This is a genomic window from Roseibium sp. R5, assembly GCF_055755305.1.
In genome coordinates this window covers 2,614,104-2,637,871 of sequence record NZ_CM146910.1, presented here as the reverse complement: position 1 = coordinate 2,637,871, position 23,768 = coordinate 2,614,104, and the positions used below count along the sequence as shown (strand labels likewise).

Here is a 23,768-nt window from a genome sequence, read left to right as displayed (position 1 = left end):
CAAGCTAACAAGCCAACAGACACCTCAACCGAAGGCGTGCCTTTATGAAAACCATCCGGGTCAAGATCACGGCGGAAGAACTGGAAGCCAAACGGATCTCCGAAATCCTGGAACGGGCCTTTGAAGACGAGGGCAATCCAGTCACGATCTACGAAGATTCCAAGGACGGGAAGATCTGGTCTGCCGAGATCCTGCTTTTCGGCATGGAACCGGACGAAGCAGCCGCACTGGTGCGCGACCGGGTCGGCGCCGATGCATTCGCCGCACCGCTGAAAGCCGAAGAACTGCCGGATATCAACTGGGTGGAGAAAAGCCTTGAAGGTTTGAAGCCGGTCCGCGCCGGGCGTTTTCTCGTCCACGGCAGTCACGATCGCGACAAGGTGCCGGGCGGCGCGATTGGCCTGGAAATCGAGGCTGCGCTTGCCTTTGGAACCGGCCACCACGGAACCACCGCCGGATGCCTGGAGGAAATCGACCGGCTGTTGTCCATGCGCGAGTATGACAGCATTCTGGATCTCGGAACGGGAACAGGTGTTTTGGCAATTGCTGCCGCCTTGAAAGCCCGCCAGCAGGTGTTGGCGACCGACATTGATCCGATCGCAACGCAGACTGCGTTGGAAAACGCGCGGCTTAACGGTGCCCGCCATCTCGTGACCGGTTTCACCGCCAATGGCGTGGAAGACCGGCGATTCAATTTGTACGGCCCGTTCGATCTGGTCATCGCCAATATCCTGGCGCGGCCCTTGATGAAGATGTCGAAGTCCATCTGCGCGCGGATGACGCCAACGGCAACGCTGGTCCTGTCAGGTCTGCGGATCGAGGATGGAGCGCGGATCCTGTTTGCTTATGGATGTCAGGGATTTGTCCTGGACCGCCGCCGGGAAAAGGACGGCTGGCTCACGCTCACGCTGGTCCGCGGCCGCAAACACGCGTAAGGCTATTTCCTAGGAGAAACGAAAAGACCCCGCCGGTTGATCCAGCGGGGTCTTTTATCGTGCACAGTTGTTCTTTCAGCGGCTTAGAACGCGCTGGTCGCAGAGCCTTCGCGTTCCAGCTGCTCACGATCGTAACCGTGGGCAGAAAGGGTCGCGTCGTCGAGTGACAGGAGGTAACCGTTGACATAGCGGCGGGCCTGTACGGAGCGGGCTTCGATCATCCGGTCGAAAGCGCGGCGCATGAAGCCGCCAGAAGCGCGTGTCGATGTAGTCGTTGCGATGGTCATTGTCTTTAATCCCATTCGAAGTTGAAGAGCTTCCCTAGGGAGAAACGTCTTTATTAGCTTGTTGGCAGTTAATATGATTGTGGATGCGCGGTTTAGGTAGGGGGCGATCTGCATGCCAGCCCTGCGCATTTCGCATATGCGAAATGATTTGTGCATTGCACATTTTCGAAACGAAAATTCCCATATCCAATCTTTTCAAGAAATAATTATCCGACTTGATTGCGTCATGGACCCCTTTTAGTTTTGCCGCCATGTTTCAGAATTTTGACGATCTCAGTGATCCTTCCTGCGGGGCGCCGCATGCAGCGCTTCTCAGAGCCGAACTCAAGCGTCTGGGCCTTGATGGTTTCTTGATTCCCCGCGCCGATGCGCACCAGGGGGAATATGTCCCGCCGCATGACTGCCGTTTGCAGTGGTTGACGGGCTTCACCGGATCCGCCGGTATGGCCGCGGTTTTGGGCGAAGAAGCTGCCGTTTTCGTCGATGGCCGCTACACCATCCAGGTGCGCGAACAGGTCGACATGGACGTGTTTCCGGCCCAGCATCTGATCACCGAGCCGGTGACGGAGTGGCTTGCCGCACGCCTCAAGCCGGGCCAAAAACTCGGTATCGACGCCATGCTGCACACCGTGCGGGAAGTCCGCCGGTTGCGGGAGATCTGTAAAGAGGCCGGGGCTGAACTGATCACCTTGGAAGCCAACCCGGTTGATGCAGTTTGGGCGGATCGCCCGGAGCCACCGATCGGTCAGGTCATGCTGTATCCGACGGAGCTTGCAGGCCGTGGGTCGGAAGACAAGATCGCCGAGATCCAGAAAGCCATTCAGGACAAGAAAGCCGACGCGTGTGTCCTCACACAGCCGGATTCCATTGCCTGGCTGTTCAACATCCGCGGCTCGGATGTCACGCACACACCACTGCCGCTGTCGTTTGCGACCATTCCGGCAGAGGGCAAACCGTCGCTTTACATTGATGGCCGGAAGCTCTCCAACTCCGTGCGCGATGCCCTCGCCGATTTGACCGATATTTCCGAGCCGGCCGATTTTCAAGGTGGGTTGAAAACACTCGGCACGGACGGGAAGAAGGTCATCATCGACCCGTCTCTTGCCGGGATCGGAATTGCAGAAGCCATCACAGATGCCGGTGGAACACTCGTTGAGGCCTCTGATCCTGTTCTCCTACCGAAAGCCGTCAAGAACGACGTCGAGCTGAAAGGCGCCCGGAAAGCGCATGTCCGCGATGCGGCGGCTTACATCTCCTTCCTCTGCTGGTTCGATGAAGAAGTCGCCAAGGGTGAGCTGGATGAAATCAGGGCTGCGGAAAAACTGGAAGAGTTCCGCGCGGCAACGGGAGAGCTCAAGGACATTTCCTTCGACACGATTTCCGGGGCCGGCCCGAACGGGGCGATCTGCCACTACCGGGTCAGCCGCACCAGCAATCTGAAGATCCCGCAAGACAAGCCCTTCCTGATTGATTCCGGAGCGCAATATATCGACGGCACCACCGACATCACCCGGACGCTCGCCGTTGGCACTGTGAGCGAAGAGATGAAGAAGCACTACACGCTGGTGCTAAAGGGCCATATTGCCATCTCGACCGCGAAGTTTCCGGAAGGCACGACCGGTGCCCAGCTGGATACCCTTGCGCGCATTGATCTTTGGAAAGCGGGCCTCGATTTCGACCACGGGACCGGCCACGGCGTCGGCACGTACCTCGGTGTCCACGAAGGTCCGCAGCGCATCGCCAAGACCGGCCATGTGCCGCTGAAGCCGGGCATGATCCTGTCCAACGAGCCAGGCTACTATCCCGCCGGTGAATACGGCATTCGCCTGGAGAACCTCGAGATCGTCACCGCACCGAAGGACATTCCAGGCGGCGAACGGCCAATGCTCGGGTTTGAGACAATCACACTGGTCCCGTTTGATCGGCGCTTGATCGTCGCCGGTATGCTCACGAGCAACGAACGTTCCTGGCTTAACCGGTACCATCAGCGGGTCCGCTCCGAAATCGGACCATTGCTGGCCGCCAAGGACAGGATCTGGCTGGAACAGGCGACCGAAGAGATCTGAACAAAAGCCTTCCATCACAAACAAAAACCGCCCGGACACTGTCCGGGCGGTTTTTCCATAAACTCCAAAAAGGCGAGCGGGTTATGCTGCCTCGTCTTCCTTTTGCACCTGCTCCAGGAAGTGGCTGACCGCACCCGAAAGACTGTTGGCAACCTTGCCGAGTTGATCGGCAGATTGGCTCATCGTCTGGGATTGCTCGCGGGTCTGATCGATCGAGCCGGACACACCAGCAACGTTGGACGCTGCAGCCGATGCGCCATCTGAAGCCAGTGTAATGCTTTGCGTGATCTCGCTTGTCGCAATGTTCTGTTCTTCCACGGACGCCGCGATGGTGCTGGTCACCGACTGCACTTGCTCAATCTGCTCGACAATGGACCGGATGGCCGCGACAGACTTTTGGGTCGAGCCCTGAATGCCGGTGATTTGGCTGGCAATCTCGTCCGTCGCCTTGGCCGTTTGTGTTGACAATTCCTTCACTTCAGCCGCAACCACGGCGAAGCCTTTGCCAGCCTCCCCTGCCCGCGCAGCCTCAATTGTGGCGTTCAAAGCCAAAAGATTGGTCTGTTCTGCGATGGCTCGGATGATCTCGACAACCTCACCTATTTTGTCAGCAGTTTCCGCCAGAATGGAAACATCTTTGTCAGCTGAAACCGCAGTCGATGATGCCGTTTCAGAGATTTCCATGGCCGTATTGGCCTGGCGGGAAATCTCACTGATGGAGGCGGACAGTTCGGCAGCAGCGGACGCTACAGTCTGGACGTTGGTCGTCGCTTCTTCGGTCGCTGCATTGGCAGCACTCGCGCTTTCTGAAGCATGACCTGCAATCTGAACCATTTGGCCGGCAGATTGACTGACTTCGTGCGTTTCGTTCTTGAGTTGCTGCTGAACCGCGGAGACCTCATCTTCAAACTGTTTGATGGCAGCTTCCAGATGAGCGTTCCGTTTGCGCCGCTGAATACGGCCCTTTTCCGCTTCTTCTTCCAGCGTGCGTTGTTTGATCAGATTGTCCCGGAAGACTTCCGCAGATCGGGCAATGTCGCCGATCTCATCCGGACGGTCTGTGTAGGATACTTTTATGTCGATATCACCTTCCGCAAGGCTGGCGATGGTATCGCGCTGGCGCTGCAGCAGTTTTGAGATTGACAACACTTCGAAAGCTGCAAGGCCTCCGCTTGCCAAAACGACAATCAAAGCCAGCAGAGACACATAGAATAGCTGGGAAGCAAGCGCTGCAGTGTCTGCATCAGCAGCAGCTTCTGCGCGGTGTATCAACTCATCGGAAACTGACTTGATCAGATTCAAACGCTGAGTGGCCGTCGCAAACCAATCGCTGCCCGAAACACCCTTTGCGTCTCCGCTCTGAGGAAGTCCTTGAAGAATAGGCCGCCACTTTTCGACTGTGTCTATTGCGGGCCCTTTTACGGTCGCGGCAAATAGTTCCTTTTGATCTGGCAGCGCGATCGCTTTAAACTCCGACAGGAAGGCTTGTTCAGCTCCGTACTTAGCCATGAACCTTTTGTAGACATCAAAGTTTACTTCACCTGTTAGCGCGAACTCATTCAACATGCCTGCGCCCAGGGCGCGTTCAAGCCCACCTGCTTCCTTTGCTTCAACAAGAGCAATGAAGGGGAACAGCTCTGCCGTGATTTCAGGTGACGGGCTTGCTTCGATGGCAAGGCCGATCAAATGAACAAGCGCATGGATCTCTTTGGTATATGAGGCGACCACTTCGGGCGCTGACTTGGAACGGTTATCAACCTTTATCCTGAAGCCGTCGACCTCATGCACCGCTTTACCGACCCTGCGCAATTCTTCGAGCGTATAGGCATCGTTGAGTTCAATGGCGGCAAGATGATCGTCAAAGATCTTGATCGCCGCGTCCGTCAGGGGGCGCTGTTTTTGTAACTTAGACAGATTTTCAGCAGCATAATCGGACCGGATCATGCCGACTGTCATGCCGCGCTCTTTTTGCAGTTCATGGATGACGTTTCCGGCGTCTTCGGCGATCCGTGTCAAAGGTCGCATATGTTCGTGATGCGACAGTAAGACTTTGGTTTCGTAGACAGAGAAACCCGCAAAACCGACCACTGCAAGCATTGGCACCAAAGCCAATACCATGATTTGTACTTTAATCCGTTTCATTAAGCCTACCCCTCCTAGGCGTTCGTGCCCGGAAGAGTGGGTTTTTCAGCTTACTCATACCTTAACGTAAGGCAGAAATTTGGCATTTTACGACAGCGAAAAAACAATAAATCAATAGAAACAATTTAAGGTGGTGCAATTAAGAATTTCACTATTGATAATTATACGGGTGCCGATCGCCTATATTTAATTTCGATAATATTTTCAGATATTTAGAACTATAGAAAATGCTGTTCATTTGATTCGAGCAGACAAAAACCATAAGGCGAGCATCCGAATTTTCACAACCTGAACAACTTCTAGCGTCAACCTAAAGATCAGAAGTGTCGCCAGATGCAAATTACGTAACGTCAACCAACTCGAACCAATCGTCCTCGGAAATGACCTCGATCTCGAGCTCTGATGCCTTCTTGAGCTTGGATCCGGCCCCCGGACCGGCAACGACCAAATCGGTCTTCTTGGACACCGACCCCGACACCTTCGCCCCGAACCGCTCGGCCATTGCCTTGGCCTCGTCACGGGTCATGCGCTCAAGGGAGCCGGTAAAGACCACCGTCTTGCCGGCAACCGGCGAGCCGGACGCCTCAATCTTTTCCGCATCCTTCGGCGTCACCTCTTGCAGCAGCGCATCCAACTGCTCGCGATTGTGGCTTTCGGCAAAGAATTCCACCAACGCATCGGCAACGATATGCCCGATGCCATCAATGTCATTGAGCTCGGCCCAAGCCTCACTTCCATGATCGCTGGCCTCCGTCATCGCCTTGTAAAAGGCCGCCCAGGACCCGTAGGCCCGTGCCAACAGTTTGGCATTGCCCTCGCCGACATGCCGGATGCCGAGCGCGAAAATGAACCGGTGAAGATCAATCTCCCGACGTGCGTCGATCGCCTCAAACAGGTTCTTTGCGGAAACGGCGCCCCAGCCCTCGCGGTTGCGCAGCTTGGTCAGGGATTGTTTGTCGCGTTCAGCAAGTGTGAAGATGTCAGCCGCGGTCTTCACCAGGTCATCCTGATAGAACGCATCGACCTGCTTATCGCCGAACCCTTCAATATCGAAGGCGTTGCGGGAGACAAAGTGCTTGAGCTTTTCCGTTGCTTGCGCCGGGCAGATCAGACCGCCCGTGCACCGGCGCACCGCGTCCTTGCGGCCGGTCTTTTCATTTTCCTCGCGCACTGCGTGGCTGTTGCAGCGCGGGCAGCGGGTCGGAAATTCATAAGGCTCCGCATCGTCTGGACGCTTGTCGAGGTCCACATCGACGATCTGGGGAATAACGTCGCCGGCCCGCTGGATCTTGACCGTATCGCCCTTGCGCAGGTCCTTGCCGTCCCGGATCGGCTCTCCATCCTGGCCAATACCCTTGATGTAGTCTTCATTGTGCAAGGTCGCATTGGAAACCACCACGCCGCCGACCGTGATCGGTTCGAGTTTGGCAACCGGGGTCAGCGCACCCGTTCGGCCCACCTGAATTTCAATGTCATTGAGCACGGTCCAGGCCTGCTCGGCCGGAAACTTGTGCGCAATCGCCCAACGCGGAGACCGGGAGACAAAACCAAGCCGTTCCTGCAGATCCAGCCGGTCGACTTTGTAGACAACACCGTCAATGTCGTAGTCGAGCTGCGCCCGGTTTTCCTCAATGCCATGATAGACTGCGAGCAGCTCTTCCACCGTCTCACAGCGTTTCATCAGTGGATTGATCTGGAACCCCCACGCTGCCAACTGCGCAACCATGCCGTCTTGCGTGTCCTTTGGCAGCGCACTCATTTCCCCCCAGGCATAGGCAAAGAACCGAAGCGGCCGGGACGCAGTGATTTCGGACTTTAGCTGGCGCAAGGAGCCCGCAGCCGCATTCCTCGGATTGGCAAACACCTTGCCGCCATTGGCCACCATGCGCGCATTCAGGGCCTCAAAGTCCTTGTGGGCCATGTAGACCTCGCCGCGGATCTCCAACACGTCCGGCACGGTGCCAATGAGCGTTTGCGGGATATCCTTGATGGTCTTGGCATTGGCGGTGACGTTCTCGCCCGTCGTGCCGTCGCCCCGCGTTGCGGCATAGACAAGCGTGCCGTCCTCATACCGCAAGGAGAGGGACAGGCCGTCAATCTTCGGCTCGGCAGTGACAGCCAACGCTCCCATCAGCGGATCGAACTTCAGGAACCGGCGCACCCGGCCAACAAAATCACGGACATCATCATCGCTAAATGCATTGTCCAGCGACAGCATCGGCACCCGGTGCGTGATCTTTCCGAACCCAGAGGCTGGCGCCGCGCCGACCTGTGCAGACGGGCCGTCGGCCAGCATCAACTCCGGGAAACGGGCCTCAATCGTTGAATTCCGTCGGCGCAGCGCGTCATAGTCCGCATCCGATATCGTCGGCGCATCTTCCTGGTGATACCGCCGGTCATGTTCAGCGATCTCCGATGCCAACCGCTCAAGCTCGGCCTTGGCAGCTTCCGGGCTCAACTGCTCGATTTCGGTCAAAGAGTTATCGGTCATGCGCGCTACCAGCCCCGGGATTTTCCAATTTGTCGCCTGTCTTGCGTTGTCCGGGAACCATTCCCGAAGACCAGCGTTCTAGACTTATATGTCCGGCGTTTTTCAATGCAAAGGAGAGCAAGATGTCAAACACCAAAGCCAACTTCGATCTTTCACAATCCGGCAAAGGGTCCGGCCCGGTTTGGTTCATCGCAGGAGCTTTGGTCACCGCAATCGCTGCCGGGATCTTCTTTTATACGCAGTGGTATGCGCAGGACGATGAGGTGAGTATCGAGCTCACTGTCCCGAGCATTTCTGTCGAATAAAAACCTGCAAAAATTGCCGTTTCCTCCCCCGCCAACTGCGCAAAGGCCCGTCTCTCCAGCGGGCCTTCCTTTTAGCCTGCCCTCTGTAATAAAAGCCGGGACGCTGCCGCCCGCGCTTCGTCCGTAATGACGCTTCCCGCCAGCATCCGGGCCACTTCCTCACGGCGATGGTCCTCATCGATCCGCTTTACACGCGTTGCCACCCGGTCCGGGTCTGTCGCCTCCTTGGCGATCAGGAAGTGCCCCTCAGCCCTTGCCGCGACCTGAGGCGCATGGGTCACGGTCAAAACCTGCACATTGCTTGCAAGCCGGGCCAGCCGCAATCCAATCGCTTCGGCGACCGCACCGCCGACACCGGTGTCAATCTCATCAAAAACCAGCGTCGGCGCCGATCCTTTGTCGGCGAGACACACTTTCAGAGCCAGCAAAAACCGGGAAAGTTCGCCGCCGGAGGCCACTTTCATCATCGAGCCCGGCTTGGTGCCAGGGTTGGTCTGAACGTAGAATTCCAGCTGATCGATGCCGGACCGGCCGCGCTGCTCCGGATCGCTCGCGGTCTCGACAATGAATTTCGCACGTTCCAACTTCAGATCCGGCAATTCCGTCTCAACAGCCTTTTCAAGGCGCGCCGCGGCTTTGCGCCGTTTCTCTGAGAGGTTTGCGGCCTTCCGGTCATAGTCGGCCCGCGCCTTTTGAGCCGCATCGGCCAAAGCGGCCAGTTTGTCCTCACCGGCGTCCAGATCGGAAAGATCAGCGGCCATGCGCTCGGCAAGAGCACTCAGTTCGTCAACTGGCAAGGAATACTTCCGTGACGCAGCACGGAGCGCAAACAACCGTTCCTCTACAGCCTCGAGCTCGCGGGGATCGTACTCGGTCTCCCGAAGGGCCGCTTCCAGCCCGGAGCGGCACTCTTCCAGGAGATCCAGGGCGCCTGCCAAATGCTGGACCGGTTGGCCGAGCAAGTTCGGAACCTGATCGGCCTTCCGCTCCAACCTCCGTAAAAGACTGGCGAGCTCAGGGATCGGGGATGCGGATCCGTTCAGGGTTTCGTAGGCCTCGCTCAGATCCCCAGCAATCTTCTCGACCGCCATCATGTCCGTGCGCCGTGCCGCCATCTGATCTTCTTCACCAAATTCCGGCTTCAATTGGCTGAGTTCCTCGACAGAGGATCTCAAATAATCCGCTTCGTTGCGGGCCGCTTCAATGCGGGCTTCATGATCTGCAACAGCCTTTTCGGCGGACCGATAGCCTTGGTAGGCTTTTGCCACGGCGTCCACGTCGGTGGTCAATCCGCCAAAGACGTCGATCAAAGCCCGGTGGCTCTCCGGATCAACCAAGGCCCGGTCATCATGCTGACCATGGATTTCCACCAGCAGAGCACCAGCCTGCCGCAAAAGCCCTGCACTGACCGGCTGATCATTGATGAAAGCGCGCGTGCGCCCGTCTGCGGCCTGAACCCGGCGCAAAATGACGTCCCCGTCATCGTCGATGCTGTTGTCTTTTAGAAAAGCGCGGATCGGGTGCGCCATCTCGACATCGAAAACGGCGGTCACTTGTCCCTGCCCCTCTCCGTGACGGACAAGATCAGCATCGCCCCTTGCGCCAAGCGCCAGAGACAGGGAATCCAGCAAAATGGATTTTCCGGCGCCGGTCTCGCCTGTCAGTACAGACATTCCGGCGGCGAACTCAAGATCCAGACGGTCGATCAGAACAATGTCACGGATAGACAACGTGACCAGCATGAACAGAGCGCTCCTTAGAATTCGGCTCGGGCGGGCACCATTTAGATAGGCGCCAATCCGAGTCGGTCTAGTTTAGGGTCAGGCCCTATTAAATTGGACGAAATGGTAGGAATGAATTTGTTCGGATACAAGGCGCAAAGCTGCAGGAAACCGTCCGGTTTCCAAAGGTTTGCAACGATGTTGCCGGGCAAATGCATCCTATCCCGAAGGCACGCAAAAACGGCGTCGATCTGCTTCGTCAAACCGCTCAACCGGGCAGCCAGCCCGCTTTTCGCGCTTTTCCTTGCAGCTCATTGCCGTTTCTTGCGCCAGTTCATCAAATTTAATGGGTCCTGACCCTAGAGCTTGATACTCTTGAATGCGCGGCTAATCCAGCTGCCACTGTCTTCAGAAGGCTCATATCCGCCGCTGTTCAAGAGAGTATAGGCGTCTTTGTACCACTGCGTGTCCGGGAAGTTGTGCCCGAGAACCGCAGCAGCGGTCTGGGCTTCGCTGATCACCCCAAGCGCATAGTAGGCTTCGGTCAAACGAAAGAGCGCTTCTTCCACGTGACGGGTGGTCTGATAGTTGTTCACAACGGTCTTGAAGCGGTTCACGGCTGCAACGTAATTCCGGCGTTCCAGATAGTACCGGCCCACCTGCATTTCCTTGCCGCCAAGCTGGTCCTGAACGATCAGAAGCTTGCGTTGGGCATCCGGTACATATTCTGATTCAGGGAAGCGCTGGATCAGCTCGCCGTACGCAGACGCCGCGCGCTCTGTCGTGGCCTGATCCCGTGTGATGTCCGGCATCTGGCGGTAGTAGCTCTGACCCACGAGGTAAAGCATGTAGGCAGAATCCGGATCGCCCGGGTAAAGCGTTACAAACCGATTGGCGGATGTCACAGTCTCCGTGTATTTGCCCCGCGTGTAGTTGAGATAGGCAAGGTTCACGAGGGACTTCTTGGAATATTCCGAGTACGGGTAGAGCTTGTCGAGTTCCTCGAATTTGGCAGTCGAATCTCTCAGTTTGCCCTGTGCCCGCAGTGCAAGGCCTTCGTTGAACAGAACTTCCGCAGGAGTGTCGTTCAGCGCAAGCTCATCGAACTCGTCCTTGCTGCTGCACGCTGACAATGCCAAGGGCGCAGCCAAAACCGCAAGAGCCAAAAAACGCTTGAGATGTGGAGCCGCCCACGCCGAAAAGCCGAGTTGTCTTCCGTTCACACCCTATCTCCCGAGCTGCACATATCAGCCCAAACACAGCCCTGCACCGAGCGGCACAGAAATTCCTGATTTCAATAACACGAGTGTTTAGCGGAAACGAACCGCCCCCGTCACGCTTTCAAACGCGATCTGCCGGATTTTTTAAGCTTTTTTGTGGCAACCCGCCACAAACGGCAGCTTCACCTAAAATAAAAATGGGAGGCGTTCGAGCCTCCCTTGAAAGAAAAGTATCAGGAAACGTCCGGACCAAAAGCTGCTGCAGCAGCCAAACCGCCTTTGTCGACCTGGCCAACCTGGCGGAAGGCCGGAGATTCGACGATCTCAAATGCAGACGGATCTTCGAACAGCTTGACCAGAATGGAGTGGTTCATCTTGTGACCACCCTTGAAGGAGCGGTAAAGCCCCAGGATCGGCAGACCGGCTAGCGCCAGATCACCAACCGCGTCAAGTGCCTTGTGGCGGGCGAACTCATCCGGCCAGCGCGTGCCTTCCGGGTTCAGAACCTTGTCGTCGGAGATAGCAACGGAGTTTTCCAGCGAAGAACCGAGCGCGAAGCCCATCTTCCAGAGCTGCTCAACATCCTTCACGTAACCGAAGGTCCGTGCACGGCAGAGTTCGTTGCGGAACACGTCCGGTGTCATGTCGGACACAAATTTCTGGTTGCCGATCGCAGGCGTATCAAAGTCAATCGTGATGTCGAACTTCGTGCCGTCATAGGGATGCAGCTCACACCAGGCGCTTCCGTTGTCGACACGAACGGTTTTCTTGACTTTCAGATACCGGCGGCCCCGGTCCAACTTCTTGATGCCAACCTGCTCGATCGCCTCGACAAACGCGTGGCTGGAACCATCCATGATCGGCATTTCAGGGCCGTCGATTTCAACGATGACGTTGTCGATGCCCATTCCAAACAGCGCAGCCATCAGGTGCTCAACGGTCGAGATGCCATCCTTGGACGGATCATCGAGAACGGTGCACAACGCGGTTGCGGACACTTTGTCCCAAAGCGCCGGAATTTCCTTGGAAGAATCGCTGTCAGTACGCGAGAACACAACCCCCACACAAGCTTCAGCAGGCACCAATGTGATTGACGCAGGTTTACCCGAATGAACACCGATACCTGTCAGCGTCACCTGATCGGCGAGCGTTGTCTGTCGGTCTACATATGCGGTCATATTCCCCTACCCTTCCGGTTTGGCGCCGGTAATGGTCAGTCATTTGCACGTGCAAAGTTACGGACTTTTAACGATCGCCAGCTGCGGGCAACATAGTCGGTAATTACGGTAGGGCGAAATAAAGCTTTATTACGGTTTGTAACGATTCACAGGTTGGCAAGCCATTGAATTATAAAATCATTTGACTCAGTGTAACAAAAGCGGCCCGAAGTCGTGACTTCGGGCCGTTGCGATCAGGGAAGAAGATCGCGGGTCGAATCAGTTGGCCTGCCGGCGCAGGAACGCCGGGATCTCCAACTGATCGTCTTCTGACTGGCTCATCGGCGTTGGTGCCGAACGGCCAGTGCTATCAAGTTGTCCGGTTGCCCCTTCGCTGTGAGACCGCGGCTGCGGTGCACGCGGTGCCGGACGAAGTTGCGCTGCCGGGCGAACAGTCTCTACGGGAGCCTCTTCGTGGTGCTCTTCTTCGTCTTCCTTGCGGCCAAGACCACTGGCAAGACGCCGCAGTAGACCCATTGGGCGCCGTTCGTCTTCAACATCATGCTCCAGATCCGCAGCCGGATCGGCCGGAGCTTGCGCCTCTGGTGCTGCCGGAGCGCTAGCCGGGGCAGAGCTGGCGAGAATTTCACGCTGAGCAATCGGCGGGAAATCTTCAACGCGTGGCATCCGCGGGGCCGTGGCATGCTCTTCAGCTGCCGGCGGAATGTATGGCTGCGCCATCGGCGCTACATCGGCAACCGGTGCCGGTGTGTCGTTTTCCAGATCCATCATCGAAGATGTTTCTGCGACCGGGGCCCGCGAAGGCTGCACCTTCTTGATTTCAACATCCGGATCGCTGGCAACGGAAACCGCGGCTGGTTCCGGGATCGCCAGTTCTTTTTCCAGGCTGGCCATCGCCTTTGCTGCAGCGTCCTGAACCTTCGGCATTTCTGCAGTCGGTGCAGGCTTTGTCTGGATTTCCGGTGTACGTGGCGCGATGGTCTCGGATTTCAGAGCTGGAGCTGTGATTCCGGGAAACGTGCCAGCCATTTGGCCCTCCTCCCGGTCAATTCCAGTTGCAACCACCGACACGCGGATGATGCCATCCAGCGTTTCGTCAAAGGTCGCGCCGAGAATGATGTTTGCATCCGCGTCGACTTCTTCCCGAATCCGGGTTGCTGCTTCATCCACTTCAAAAAGCGTCAAATCATTGCCGCCAGTGATGGAAATGAGCAGACCTTTTGCACCCTTCATGGAGGATTCGTCGAGCAACGGATTGGCGATAGCGGCTTCAGCAGCTTGCTGAGCACGCTTTTCGCCAGAAGCTTCGCCGGTGCCCATCATCGCTTTGCCCATGCCGCGCATGACAGAGCGGACGTCGGCAAAGTCGAGGTTGATCAGACCTTCCTTGACCATCAGGTCGGTGATGCAGGCAACACCAGAGTAAAGAACCTGGTCGGCCATGGCAAACGCATCAGCGAACGTCGTCTGTGCGTTGGCGATCCGGAAAAGGTTCTGGTTCGGGATGACAATCAGAGTGTCAACGTTGCGCTGAAGCTCTTCGATGCCGCTATCGGCAATGCGCATCCGGCGCGCACCTTCGAACTGGAACGGCTTGGTAACAACACCAACGGTCAGGATGCCCTGCTCGCGCGCTGCACGGGCAATCACAGGAGCTGCACCGGTGCCGGTACCACCGCCCATACCGGCCGTGATGAACACCATGTGCGATCCAGACAGATGATCGTTGATCTCATCGATCACTTCTTCGGCCGCTGCCCCGCCAACTTCTGGCTGGGAACCGGCTCCGAGACCTTCCGTAACGGCCACGCCCATCTGGACGAGACGGTCGGACTGGTTCATTGCCAGTGCCTGTGCATCCGTGTTGGCCACGACAAAGTCGCACCCCTGGAGGCCTGCTGTAATCATGTTATTGACGGCGTTTCCGCCCGCGCCGCCGACACCGAAGACCGTGATACGCGGCTTCAGTTCCTGAATGTCGGGCATCTTCAGGTTTATGGTCATGTTATCCTCGCGACCCGCTGGTGCCCCCGATACGGGAGAACCCTCTTCTTCCCTAATTTCCTCTGCCACTCCTGGCAGCTCCAACTCTAGGCTCTTGTCGTCTGTCATTTGCTCAAAAGCTTTCCCTGATCCATTGGCCCACACGAGCCAAATAGCCAGATTGCCCGCCCCACCCGGATCTGCGGTTCTTGTGTTCGAACTGCTCGATCTGCGCGACTTGCGGATAAATCAGGAGGCCAACGGCCGCGGCGAATGCCGGACCTTTTGCTGCCTCGGGAAGACCGGCGACGCCTAGAGGCCGGCCAAGACGGACGTTGCGGCCAAGGATATGACGCGCAACCTCACCAAGACCTGTGAGCTGACTGGCACCCCCCGTCAAAACGATCTGCTTGCCGACCCGCCCGGCAAAGCCGGACGCCGTCAAACGATCTCTCACAAGTTCAAGGATTTCTTCCACGCGCGGACGAATGACACGTGTCAACGCCGAGCGCGGGATCTGGTTTGGCAAATCGCTGTCGCTCTCCAGCGGTGGAACGGTCAGCATATCCCGTTCGTCCGAGCTGGAAGCCAGCGGTGAGCCATAAAGTGTTTTCAGCCGTTCAGCGTCCTGTAGCCGCGTCGCAAATGCCCGAGCGATATCCATGGTGACGTGGTTGCCACCAACAGCGATCGCATCGAGGTGGACCATATGACCGTCTACGAAGACGGACAGCGTTGTGGTACCGCCGCCCATGTCAATGCAGGCAACGCCGAGTTCAGCTTCGTCATCCACGATTGTCGACAGGCCGCTGGCAAACGGGGTTGCCACCATGGTCTCAACGTGCAGATGACCGCGGTTGATGCAGAGTTCCAAGTTCCGGACCGGCGGCACTTCTGCCGTAACAACCTGCATATCGACGCCGAGCTTGTGGCCCATCATGCCACGCGGATCCCGGATGCCCCGGCTGCCATCCAGTGTGTAGGAAATCGGCAGAGCGTGCGTTACTGCCCGGCCATCGGTCACGGAGTGACTCGAACCAGCAGACAGGACCCGTTGGATATCCGCTTCGCAGACGCTTTCGCCGGACAGCGGAACACTGGCGCTGTAAATCTCGCTCTGCAAGCGGCCGCAGCTGATATTCGTGATCAGCGATTCAACGGTCACTCCAGCCATACGCTCGGCACTGTCGACCGCAAGGCGAATGGCGTGCTCAGCCGCATCCATGTCAACAACGACACCGGACTTGATGCCGCGGGACCGCTGATAACCGTAGCCGAGGACCTCGACCTTGTGGGACCGGCTGGACAGGATAGTGTTATCGTCCTGAGGGATCAGTTTGGCAATCAGGCAGCAGATCTTGGTTGATCCTACATCGAGGACCGACATAACGACCGAACGCCGGCTCGGCAGCGGGCGCATCTTTGGCAAATACAAGGGCTGATCAGACCGGCTCATGTGTCCCGCCCTCCATTGCCCGAGCGTCCACGACCACCGGTCATGATCTTGCGTTGTTCCGCGGCCTCTTCGCTCAAGCGAACCGTGATCCGGTCCTCCAGGCGCATGTCGATGGCCATGATATCGCGGGCAAGCAACCCGTCTTCCTTGTCCATTCTCACCAATTCAGCCAAAGCGGCTTCCATATTCTCTTCCGGCAAGCGGACAAAAATCCCGTTTTCTAACTTTAGATCCCAGCGGCGGTCACTGATCAGGAACGCCGCACGCACCCGCGGACGAAGATCCGGCACTGTCGCAAGCGCCGCGCTGATCTCACCGGCCCGGCGCTGCGCGCCATGATTGACCACCAGCAGGAGATTGGCGTACCGGCCATCCACCTCATCGGTGATGACCTCACCGGCCTCGTTCACGATCGAAACCAGATCACCCCGCTGCCAAAGCGCGTAAGGCACTTTCTCCTCGATCCGGATCTGTAAAGTGCTTGGGTAGAACTTCATCACTGAAGCATTCTTGACCCAGGCCATGTCGTTCAGCCGTTCGCGGGCGCCATCGGCATCGAACAGGATCAGGGACGATCCATCGTGAATTTCGAGCGCTTCCAGGATCTGGAATTCGTTGATTTCCCGCTGGCCGGAAAGCTTGACGGCCTCAATCCCGAAACCGACCGCTGACAGCAGCGCATCGCTCACGATACGCCCGTGCCCACCTATGACTATTGCGTAGGAAATCGTTAAGGTTAAGAAACCGATGGCAGCTGCAGAACCCGTCCAGCGTGGCAAGTCCGCCAATCGGCCCGCCGCGCGCCAAACAGGCTGCCGGTGCAAACGCGCAACGCCGCGCCCGCGCGGAGCCAGCTCGGCTTCCAGCGGCGCATATGCGTCCCGTTTATGTTTGCGACCTAACGACAGCAACTCGCGTCCTCAACCATCCAACTCACCAGGTCCTTGAAGCTCATTCCCTTGTAGGCGGCCATTTCGGGCACCAAAGAGGTCGGCGTCATGCCTGGTTGCGTGTTCACTTCAAGGCAGATCAGGTCCCCGGTTCCATCTTCGCGCTCGTCGAATCGGAAATCGGCCCGGGATACCCCACGGCACCCCAAGGCCTGATGCGCCTTAACCGCTAGTGTCTCCGCTGTTTGGTAAACAAGTGGTGAAATTTTTGCAGGAAGAATGTGTTTTGAACCGCCTTCTGCATATTTTGCGTCGAAATCGTAGAACTCCTGCCCCTGGGTCACGATGTCGATCACGCCAAGTGCCTGATCGTCCTTGACTGCGCAGGTCAGTTCGCGGCCTCGGATGAACTTCTCGCACATCAAAACATCCGGGTAAGGCCAATCTTCCCGGTGCAGCTCCTGGGGCGGAAACTCTTGATCTTCCTTGACAATCAGGACACCGAAGCTGGACCCCTCGTTGATGGGTTTGAGCACGTAGGGCGGGTCCATCGGATGCTCCCGGCCGATCTCATGACGGTTCACAACCTTATGCTCCGTGACCGGAATTCCGGCCGCCGCCATAACCGCTTTTGCCTTCACTTTGTTCATTGCAAGGCTCGAAGCCATCACGCCAGAGTGCGTATAGGGAATGTTAAGAAACTCTAATATTCCCTGAACGCAGCCATCCTCACCAAAGGGTCCGTGCAAGGCGTTAAAGGCGACATCAGGCTTCAACTCAGCCAAAACGGCCGACACGTTCCGGTCAACGTCCACCCGTGAAACACGATATCCGGCTTCTTCCAGTGCGAGTGCGCATTCCTTGCCACTTGAAAGGCTGACTGGCCTTTCATTGACCCAACCACCCATCAGGACAGCAACATGTTTCTTGGTCATGGATGGGTTCTCCCTTGATAAGACCGTTTCCCGGACTTGAATCCGGGAAAGCGGCACAAATAAAACGCAACTAATGGAAACTGTGGACAGAGACCGGCTGTCCGATCACGCCTGCCCCAAGAATGGCTCAATCGCGCCTTTCGGCCCGAATTCTCCAAGACGCTTGATTTCCCACTCCAGCCGAATACCGGTGGCCTCAAGCGCTTTCGCGCGGACGGTTTCACCGAGCAGCTCCAGATCGTGGCCGGTCGCATCACCAGTGTTGATCATGAAATTGCAATGCATCTCGGACATTTGCGCACCGCCGACCATCAATCCGCGGCACCCAGCAGCATCTACCACTTTCCAAGCCGAATTGCCGTCCGGGTTCTTGAAGGTTGACCCGCCCGTCTTTTCACGGATCGGCTGGGCGTTTTCCCGGTGCTCGACAACCGCGGCCATTTCCTCGCGGATCGCCGCCTCATCCTGGGGGACGCCTTCAAACACGGCCGATGTGAAGATCAGATCCGAACTGGCGCCGGACTGCCGATAGCTGTATCCCATGTCGGAATTGCTCAGAATATGCCTGTTGCCATCCCGGTCGATCGCCGTGAGTTCAACCATCCGGTCCCGTGTTTCCGTGCCATGGGCACCGGCATTCATGCGGAGCGCCCCACCGAGCCCGCCTGGAATACCGGTGTAAAACGCAAAACCTCCGAGACCCGCCTTGGCCGCAGCTTCCGCAAGCCGCTTGTCCGGAACGGCGGCACCAGCGCGGAGACGATTGTTGCCAAGCTCTTCGATCTGGCCAAATCCCTTTGCGCTGAGGCGGACAACAACCCCTTTCAACCCGCCATCGCGGATCAGGAGATTGGAACCGAGCCCCACCGGCAGGACGGGAATATCTTTGGGAAGTTTCTTGAGAAATGCCGCGAGATCGTCTTCATCCGCAGGCTGAAACATCAATTGTGCCGGTCCACCCGTGCGGAACCAGGTCACGGCAGAAAGCGGCTGATTTGGCGTCAGTTTACCTCGTATACCATCAGCAAGATCTGGAATTTCTTCCAGAAGGTTGGGAAAGCTCATGCCCCCTCCTTCTGCAGAGCGTCCAGCTGATCCGGCAGCGCGTAGGCCCACTGGGTAATGTTGCCCGCACCGAGACAGATGACGAAGTCTCCAGGTTCCGCCAATTCCTTGACCACAGAGGCCAACTCTTCCGGGCCGTTAATGGCCTGGACCTGCCGGTGTCCACGGGTTTTCAAACCGGAAACCAGATCGGTGTGGCGCGCCCCCTCGATCGGCTGCTCTCCTGCCTCGTAAACCGGCGTGATGACGACCGCGTCTGCATCGTTGAAGCAGTTTGAGAAATCATCGAACAAACTGTGCAGGCGGGTGTATCTGTGCGGCTGCATAACCGCGATCACCTTGCCATCGGTGGATTCCCGGGCTGCATGCAGCACCGCCTTGATCTCGACCGGGTGGTGGCCGTAATCATCGAAAACCTGAACACCGCTGGCTTCGCCGGTGAACGTAAAGCGCCGCTTCACGCCGCCGAAGGACGAAATGCCCTTTTCAATGTCTTGCGGCGACACACCAAGCTGGGAGGCAACAGCAATCGCCGCGGTGGCATTGGAAACGTTGTGCAGACCCGGCATAGGCAGGACCAAATTGCTGAGTTCGGTCTCTTCCCCGCTGCGGCGATCCCGGATGGTCACCGAGAACGTCGATTTGCCACCATCCATCGAAACATCTGTGAACCGCACATCGGCCTGCGGATTGGTGCCGTAAGTCACAATCCGGCGATCCTCAATGTTGCCGATCATGGTCTGGACCTCAGGGTGGTCGAGGCACATGACGGCAAAACCATAAAACGGCACGTTGTCGATGAACTGACGGAAAGCCTTTTGAACGCCCGAAAAATCTCCGTAGTGATCGAGGTGCTCAGGGTCGATGTTCGTCACAATGGCCACGTCGGCCGGGAGCTTGACGAATGTCCCGTCACTCTCATCGGCTTCCACGACCATCCAGTCGCCCTCGCCCATCCGGGCGTTGGTGCCGTAGGCATTGATGATGCCGCCGTTGATCACGGTTGGATCGAGATGGCCGGCATCAAGGAGCGCAGCAACCATGGATGTGGTGGTGGTTTTGCCGTGCGTTCCGCCGACTGCGATCGCCTGCTTGAACCGCATCAGTTCGGCCAGCATCTCGGCGCGGCGCACGACCGGGATCAGCTTTTCGCGGGCTGCTACCAATTCCGGATTGTCTTTCTTGATGGCAGAGGAGACGACAAGGACTTCCGCCTCGCCGAGGTTTTCGGCGGCATGGCCCACAGTGACAGGAATGCCGTTTGCACGAAGACGCTGAACATTGGCGTTTTCAGCCATGTCAGATCCTTGAACCTGATATCCAAGCGTTTTCAGCACTTCCGCGATGCCGCTCATGCCGATGCCGCCGATCCCAACGAAGTGAACCGGCCCAATATCCTGCGGCATCTTCATGGCCGTACTCCCTTGTTTTGCGCGACGCTTTCAACAAGGTCGGCGAGCCGTTTGACGGCATCTGGTTTTGCAACTGTCTTGGCGGCCTTCGCGGCTGCCTCCAGCATCTCCGGCGCATCCATGAAACGGATCATTTCCTTGGCAAGGCGTGATGGGTGCAGATCCACCTGCCGGATCGGCCATGCGCCGCCGACTTTCTCAAGAACCTTGGCGTTGGCAGCTTGGTCTTGGTCAATCGCCCCCGGCAACGGCACCAGGATGGACGGCCGGCCGAGCACGCTCAGCTCCGAAACCGAGCTTGCACCTGAGCGGCAAACCACCAAATGCGCCTGCGCGATCCGCTGAGGAAGGTCTGTAAAGAACGGCGCACACTCCGCCTCAACCCCAAGATCCTGATAGGCTTTCTGGACCCGCTCCATATCTTCCGGGCGGCACTGCTGCACGATTTTGATCCGTTTGCGCTGTTCATCGGACAGCTCCGCGACGGCGGGAGGAACGAGATCTGAAAAGAACCGCGCGCCCTGAGAGCCGCCAAAAACCAACAACTTCAAAGGGCCACCAGAGCCCGGAGGAGTGAAATTCAGTTCGGCTGCATCCAAAACTGCATCGCGGACCGGATTGCCCGTCTCGACCAATTTGCTCGACAAATCGAATGGAAGATCTTCGATCGGGACGCTGGTTGCGATTGCCGACACACCTTTGGCCAAGAGTTTGTTTGCCCGCCCCATCACGGCATTGGCTTCATGCAGGATCGACGGCGTGTTTGTGAGACGTGCCGCGTACATGGGCGGAAAGGTTGGATACCCACCAAAACCGGCCACGACATCCGGCTGCAATGCCTTGATCACCTTACGTGCCTGCAGTGTGCCAAACAGCAACTGAAATGCGGTTTTCGCCAGAGCAATCGGATTGCGTCCGCGGATAGTGGCGGAGGCAATGATGTGAACCTTGCGGGCTGGAAACTCAGTGCCGTATTTGTCGGCCCGCTCATCCGTTGCCAGCTCGACGGTCCAGCCGCGGCGGCTCAGCTCACTTGCAAGTGCTTGTGCGGGAAACAGGTGACCGCCGGTTCCGCCGGCTGTGAGTAAAACGGTTTTGCTCATAAATCCGGGCCAACAATTACATCAAGGAGGACGGAGACAGACGGCTGACCGTGACCGTGTCATTCGACATGGGCCGCGGCCGCTTGCGGGTCAGCGCGAGAATGGCCCCGGCAGACATGGCGGACGCCAAAAGAGAGGACCCCCCATAGGAAATGAACGGCAGCGTCATGCCCTTCGACGGTACCAGGTGCAGGTTCACCGACAGATTGATGGTTGCCTGAAGCCCAAACAGGACAACAAGACCGGCGGTCGCCAACCGGCCAAAGGCATCCTGGTCCCGGCTCGCGTGCTGCAATCCTCGGATCACGATGAAGGCAAAAACAATAACCAGCAGAAGGCAGGCGATCACCCCAAATTCCTCGCCTACAACGGCGAAGATGAAGTCAGCATGGCTGTCCGGCAGGATCCGCTTCACTGTGCCCTCGCCCGGCCCCCGTCCGAACCATCCACCCGACATGAAAGCTTCGAGCGCGGTATCAACCTGAAAGGTATCACCCGTGCTTGGATCCAGGAACCGGTCGACCCGGCTGGTTACGTGCGGCAGGAAAGCATAAGCGGCGAACAGACCGGCAATCCCGATGATCCCCAGCGCAACGATGATCACCCACGAAATCCCGTTCAGAAAGAACAATGCCGCCCAGACCATACCGATCAGCATGGTCTGCCCAAAGTCCGGCTGGGCCACAAGCAGGGTCGCGCAGACAGCGAACAGAATGAAGGCGAACAAGACGCCCGGCACTTCCCGGCGGCGTCCACTTTCAGACAACAAAAACGCGATCAGCACAACAAAGGCCGGTTTGAGGTATTCCGACGCCTGAACGGACACACCGGCAATATAGATCCAACGGCGGGCACCCTTGGTTTCAAACCCCATGAACAGGGTCGCAATGAGCAAGACCACGGAGATCGTGAACAACACGAGAGCAGCTCTGCGAACCATCCGCGGCGTCATAAGCGACGCTGCAAGCATGATCCCGAGTGCCGGGATCGTGAACATGGCCTGCCGTTTCACGAAATAGAAGGTATCAACGCCAATGCGTTCAGCGACCGGCGGGCTCGCGGCAAAGGCAAACACCACGCCGGAAACAAGCAGAATACTGAAGGCCGCCAGCAGATAGTGATCCACTGTCCAAAACCATTCGGCAAACCGGCTGCGATCGGCGCGTGAGACCATTTATGCGACCTCCTGAGTGTTTCCACCACCAGGCAAGGCACGCACCGCATCTACAAAAGCAGCGCCCCGCAGTTCGAAATTGGCATATTGATCGAAAGATGCACAGGCCGGAGATAGAAGAATTGCAATTTCTTCAGCACCATCTTCCGCCGCCTCGGCTGCCGCATCCCGGACGGCCTGCGCGAGTGTACCGCTTACTGCGTACGGCACATGTCCATCCAGCGTCTTGGCAAACTCTTCTGCAGCTTCCCCGATCAAAAAGGCCTTCGCGATATTCGGGAAATACTCGTCCAGGGAAGAGATACCACCGGCCTTGGCGCGCCCGCCGGCGATCCAATAGATCCGGTCGAAACTCGCCAGCGCCCGGGCCGCAGCATCTGCGTTGGTCGCCTTGCTGTCATTGATGAAGAGCATCCGGCCAGTCCGGGCAACAATCTCCATGCGGTGATGGAGCCCAGGAAAGCTTTTCATTGCCGCAGCGATCTTCTCCGCCGGTATCTCCAGCGCCCGCAGACAAGCAAAAGCAGCGGCGGCGTTTTGACCATTGTGGTCGCCGCGCAAGCTGTCGATCCCCGTCAGCAGGGCGACTTCGGTCTGCGCGCCATCATGGGCCTCAATCAGCCGGCCATGATGCGCGTAGATGCCGTCCGTCAACTCCCGTTCGCCCGCGATGCGGCAGACCGGTTTGCGGGCCAGCTCCAAACGGTCGGCGATCATGGACGACAGGCGATCATCGACGCCGACGATCGCGACTTTCGCACCGGCCACCAGCCGCTCCTTGATTGCGGCATAGTTTTCCAGTGTACCGTGCCGGTCCAAGTGATCCGGCGACAGGTTCATGTGAAGTCCGACCGTCGGGTCCAGCGTCGGGGCAAGGTCAATCTGGTAGGATGAACACTCAACCACATAGTGGCGGCCAGGACGCGGCGGTTCCAGCTCCAGTACCGGTGTCCCAATGTTTCCGCCCATCTGAGCATCCAGCCCCAGTTCGCGCAGCAGATGCGCAATCAGAGCGGTGGTGGTCGATTTGCCGTTTGTTCCGGTGATCGCAATGAACGGTGCTTCAGGACAGAGCTTGCGATGCTCGCGGCAGAAAAGTTCGACATCGCCGATCACCTCAACCCCGGCAGTTCGTGCCAGATCGACGGACCAATGGGGAACCGGGTGTGTCAGCGGAACGCCCGGCGCCAGCACAAGGGCGGACACGCCCGACCAGTCGAGGGTCTTCAGGTCTTGGGTTTTGAGGCCAGCAGCCGCCGCCTCGGCAACTCGCGTTTCATTGTCGTCAAAGCACACCACATTGGCCCCGCCCGCCTGCAACGCCTTTGCAGTGGCAAGTCCGGACCCGCCGAGCCCGAAAAGCGCAACGGTTTGACCTTCAAATGTGGTGACTTCGATCATCGCC

Annotated in this window: 18 protein-coding genes; 3 read left to right on the top strand and 15 right to left on the bottom strand. The window is 57.7% G+C overall.

What is annotated here, in order from left to right:
• The first annotated feature begins 44 nt into the window (after positions 1-44).
• Complete coding sequence (locus AC0J4F_RS12285; RefSeq protein WP_133946320.1) at positions 45-935, top strand: 50S ribosomal protein L11 methyltransferase; 891 nt, start codon at positions 45-47, stop codon at positions 933-935.
• Between the two features lie 83 nt (positions 936-1,018).
• On the opposite strand, the gene AC0J4F_RS12280 is transcribed toward AC0J4F_RS12285, so the two are convergent.
• Positions 1,019-1,222, bottom strand: a complete 204-nt coding sequence (locus AC0J4F_RS12280) for a hypothetical protein (protein ID WP_040452352.1) — start codon at positions 1,220-1,222, stop codon at positions 1,019-1,021.
• Positions 1,223-1,473: 251 nt separating this feature from the next.
• Between AC0J4F_RS12280 and AC0J4F_RS12275 the strand changes: the two genes are divergently transcribed.
• On the top strand, positions 1,474-3,288 hold the full coding sequence (locus AC0J4F_RS12275) for an aminopeptidase P family protein (protein WP_133946317.1): 1,815 nt from the start codon (positions 1,474-1,476) through the stop codon (positions 3,286-3,288).
• 81 nt (positions 3,289-3,369) lie between these two features.
• Here the strand turns inward: AC0J4F_RS12275 and AC0J4F_RS12270 are convergent, their stop codons facing one another.
• Together AC0J4F_RS12270 and ligA are read right to left on the bottom strand one after the other, a co-directional pair.
• A complete protein-coding gene (locus AC0J4F_RS12270) occupies positions 3,370-5,430 on the bottom strand; it encodes a nitrate- and nitrite sensing domain-containing protein (RefSeq protein ID WP_209002107.1) in 2,061 nt (686 codons plus the stop codon).
• Positions 5,431-5,770: 340 nt separating this feature from the next.
• Entirely contained in the window at positions 5,771-7,921 is a 2,151-nt protein-coding gene (ligA, locus tag AC0J4F_RS12265; protein WP_133946315.1) for an NAD-dependent DNA ligase LigA, read from the bottom strand.
• Positions 7,922-8,043: 122 nt separating this feature from the next.
• Between ligA and AC0J4F_RS12260 the strand changes: the two genes are divergently transcribed.
• A complete protein-coding gene (locus tag AC0J4F_RS12260) occupies positions 8,044-8,226 on the top strand; it encodes a hypothetical protein (protein ID WP_133946312.1) in 183 nt (60 codons plus the stop codon).
• A gap of 71 nt (positions 8,227-8,297) precedes the next feature.
• Here the strand turns inward: AC0J4F_RS12260 and recN are convergent, their stop codons facing one another.
• The 12 genes from recN to murD all read right to left on the bottom strand — a co-directional run bounded on the left by recN (position 8,298) and on the right by murD (position 23,764).
• Positions 8,298-9,968, bottom strand: coding sequence for a DNA repair protein RecN (gene recN / locus AC0J4F_RS12255; RefSeq protein WP_133946310.1), 1,671 nt, complete (start codon positions 9,966-9,968; stop codon positions 8,298-8,300).
• A gap of 338 nt (positions 9,969-10,306) precedes the next feature.
• Positions 10,307-11,113: an outer membrane protein assembly factor BamD gene (locus tag AC0J4F_RS12250; protein WP_133947586.1), complete on the bottom strand. Its 807-nt coding sequence runs from the start codon at positions 11,111-11,113 to the stop codon at positions 10,307-10,309.
• Positions 11,114-11,400: 287 nt separating this feature from the next.
• On the bottom strand, positions 11,401-12,345 hold the full coding sequence (lpxC, locus tag AC0J4F_RS12245; RefSeq protein ID WP_306149005.1) for a UDP-3-O-acyl-N-acetylglucosamine deacetylase: 945 nt from the start codon (positions 12,343-12,345) through the stop codon (positions 11,401-11,403).
• Between the two features lie 258 nt (positions 12,346-12,603).
• On the bottom strand, positions 12,604-14,349 hold the full coding sequence (ftsZ, locus tag AC0J4F_RS12240) for a cell division protein FtsZ (protein WP_473023606.1): 1,746 nt from the start codon (positions 14,347-14,349) through the stop codon (positions 12,604-12,606).
• Positions 14,350-14,461: 112 nt separating this feature from the next.
• Positions 14,462-15,784 carry a cell division protein FtsA gene (ftsA, locus tag AC0J4F_RS12235; protein ID WP_133946301.1) on the bottom strand — a complete coding sequence of 441 codons (1,323 nt, stop codon included), beginning with the start codon at positions 15,782-15,784 and terminating at the stop codon, positions 14,462-14,464.
• On the bottom strand, positions 15,781-16,695 hold the full coding sequence (locus AC0J4F_RS12230) for a cell division protein FtsQ/DivIB (protein ID WP_473026391.1): 915 nt from the start codon (positions 16,693-16,695) through the stop codon (positions 15,781-15,783). The genes ftsA and AC0J4F_RS12230 overlap by 4 nt, the downstream gene beginning before the upstream one ends.
• Positions 16,683-17,609: a D-alanine--D-alanine ligase gene (locus AC0J4F_RS12225; protein WP_133946299.1), complete on the bottom strand. Its 927-nt coding sequence runs from the start codon at positions 17,607-17,609 to the stop codon at positions 16,683-16,685. The genes AC0J4F_RS12230 and AC0J4F_RS12225 overlap by 13 nt, the downstream gene beginning before the upstream one ends.
• Before the next feature lie 105 nt (positions 17,610-17,714).
• A complete protein-coding gene (gene murB / locus AC0J4F_RS12220; RefSeq protein WP_473026390.1) occupies positions 17,715-18,674 on the bottom strand; it encodes a UDP-N-acetylmuramate dehydrogenase in 960 nt (319 codons plus the stop codon).
• Positions 18,671-20,086: a UDP-N-acetylmuramate--L-alanine ligase gene (gene murC, locus AC0J4F_RS12215; RefSeq protein ID WP_473026389.1), complete on the bottom strand. Its 1,416-nt coding sequence runs from the start codon at positions 20,084-20,086 to the stop codon at positions 18,671-18,673. Before murC ends, murB begins: the two co-directional genes overlap by 4 nt.
• A complete protein-coding gene (gene murG, locus AC0J4F_RS12210; protein ID WP_473026388.1) occupies positions 20,083-21,189 on the bottom strand; it encodes an undecaprenyldiphospho-muramoylpentapeptide beta-N-acetylglucosaminyltransferase in 1,107 nt (368 codons plus the stop codon). The genes murC and murG overlap by 4 nt, the downstream gene beginning before the upstream one ends.
• A gap of 16 nt (positions 21,190-21,205) precedes the next feature.
• Entirely contained in the window at positions 21,206-22,363 is a 1,158-nt protein-coding gene (locus AC0J4F_RS12205; RefSeq protein ID WP_133946290.1) for an FtsW/RodA/SpoVE family cell cycle protein, read from the bottom strand.
• Positions 22,364-23,764 (bottom strand): UDP-N-acetylmuramoyl-L-alanine--D-glutamate ligase, encoded by a 1,401-nt coding sequence (gene murD / locus AC0J4F_RS12200; RefSeq protein WP_473026387.1) that lies wholly within the window; start codon positions 23,762-23,764, stop codon positions 22,364-22,366.
• Between the last annotated feature and the right edge of the window lie 4 nt (positions 23,765-23,768).

Coding starts and splice junctions, on each gene's coding strand:
- AC0J4F_RS12285 (WP_133946320.1), top strand. CDS start 45: ATGAAAACCATCCGGGTCAAGATCACGGCGGAAGAACTGGAAGCCAAA.
- AC0J4F_RS12280 (WP_040452352.1), bottom strand. CDS start 1,222: ATGACCATCGCAACGACTACATCGACACGCGCTTCTGGCGGCTTCATG.
- AC0J4F_RS12275 (WP_133946317.1), top strand. CDS start 1,474: ATGTTTCAGAATTTTGACGATCTCAGTGATCCTTCCTGCGGGGCGCCG.
- AC0J4F_RS12270 (WP_209002107.1), bottom strand. CDS start 5,430: ATGAAACGGATTAAAGTACAAATCATGGTATTGGCTTTGGTGCCAATG.
- ligA (WP_133946315.1), bottom strand. CDS start 7,921: ATGACCGATAACTCTTTGACCGAAATCGAGCAGTTGAGCCCGGAAGCT.
- AC0J4F_RS12260 (WP_133946312.1), top strand. CDS start 8,044: ATGTCAAACACCAAAGCCAACTTCGATCTTTCACAATCCGGCAAAGGG.
- recN (WP_133946310.1), bottom strand. CDS start 9,968: ATGCTGGTCACGTTGTCTATCCGTGACATTGTTCTGATCGACCGTCTG.
- lpxC (WP_306149005.1), bottom strand. CDS start 12,345: ATGACCGCATATGTAGACCGACAGACAACGCTCGCCGATCAGGTGACG.
- ftsZ (WP_473023606.1), bottom strand. CDS start 14,349: ATGACCATAAACCTGAAGATGCCCGACATTCAGGAACTGAAGCCGCGT.
- ftsA (WP_133946301.1), bottom strand. CDS start 15,784: ATGAGCCGGTCTGATCAGCCCTTGTATTTGCCAAAGATGCGCCCGCTG.
- AC0J4F_RS12225 (WP_133946299.1), bottom strand. CDS start 17,609: ATGACCAAGAAACATGTTGCTGTCCTGATGGGTGGTTGGGTCAATGAA.
- murB (WP_473026390.1), bottom strand. CDS start 18,674: ATGAGCTTTCCCAACCTTCTGGAAGAAATTCCAGATCTTGCTGATGGT.
- murC (WP_473026389.1), bottom strand. CDS start 20,086: ATGAAGATGCCGCAGGATATTGGGCCGGTTCACTTCGTTGGGATCGGC.
- murG (WP_473026388.1), bottom strand. CDS start 21,189: ATGAGCAAAACCGTTTTACTCACAGCCGGCGGAACCGGCGGTCACCTG.
- AC0J4F_RS12205 (WP_133946290.1), bottom strand. CDS start 22,363: ATGGTCTCACGCGCCGATCGCAGCCGGTTTGCCGAATGGTTTTGGACA.
- murD (WP_473026387.1), bottom strand. CDS start 23,764: ATGATCGAAGTCACCACATTTGAAGGTCAAACCGTTGCGCTTTTCGGG.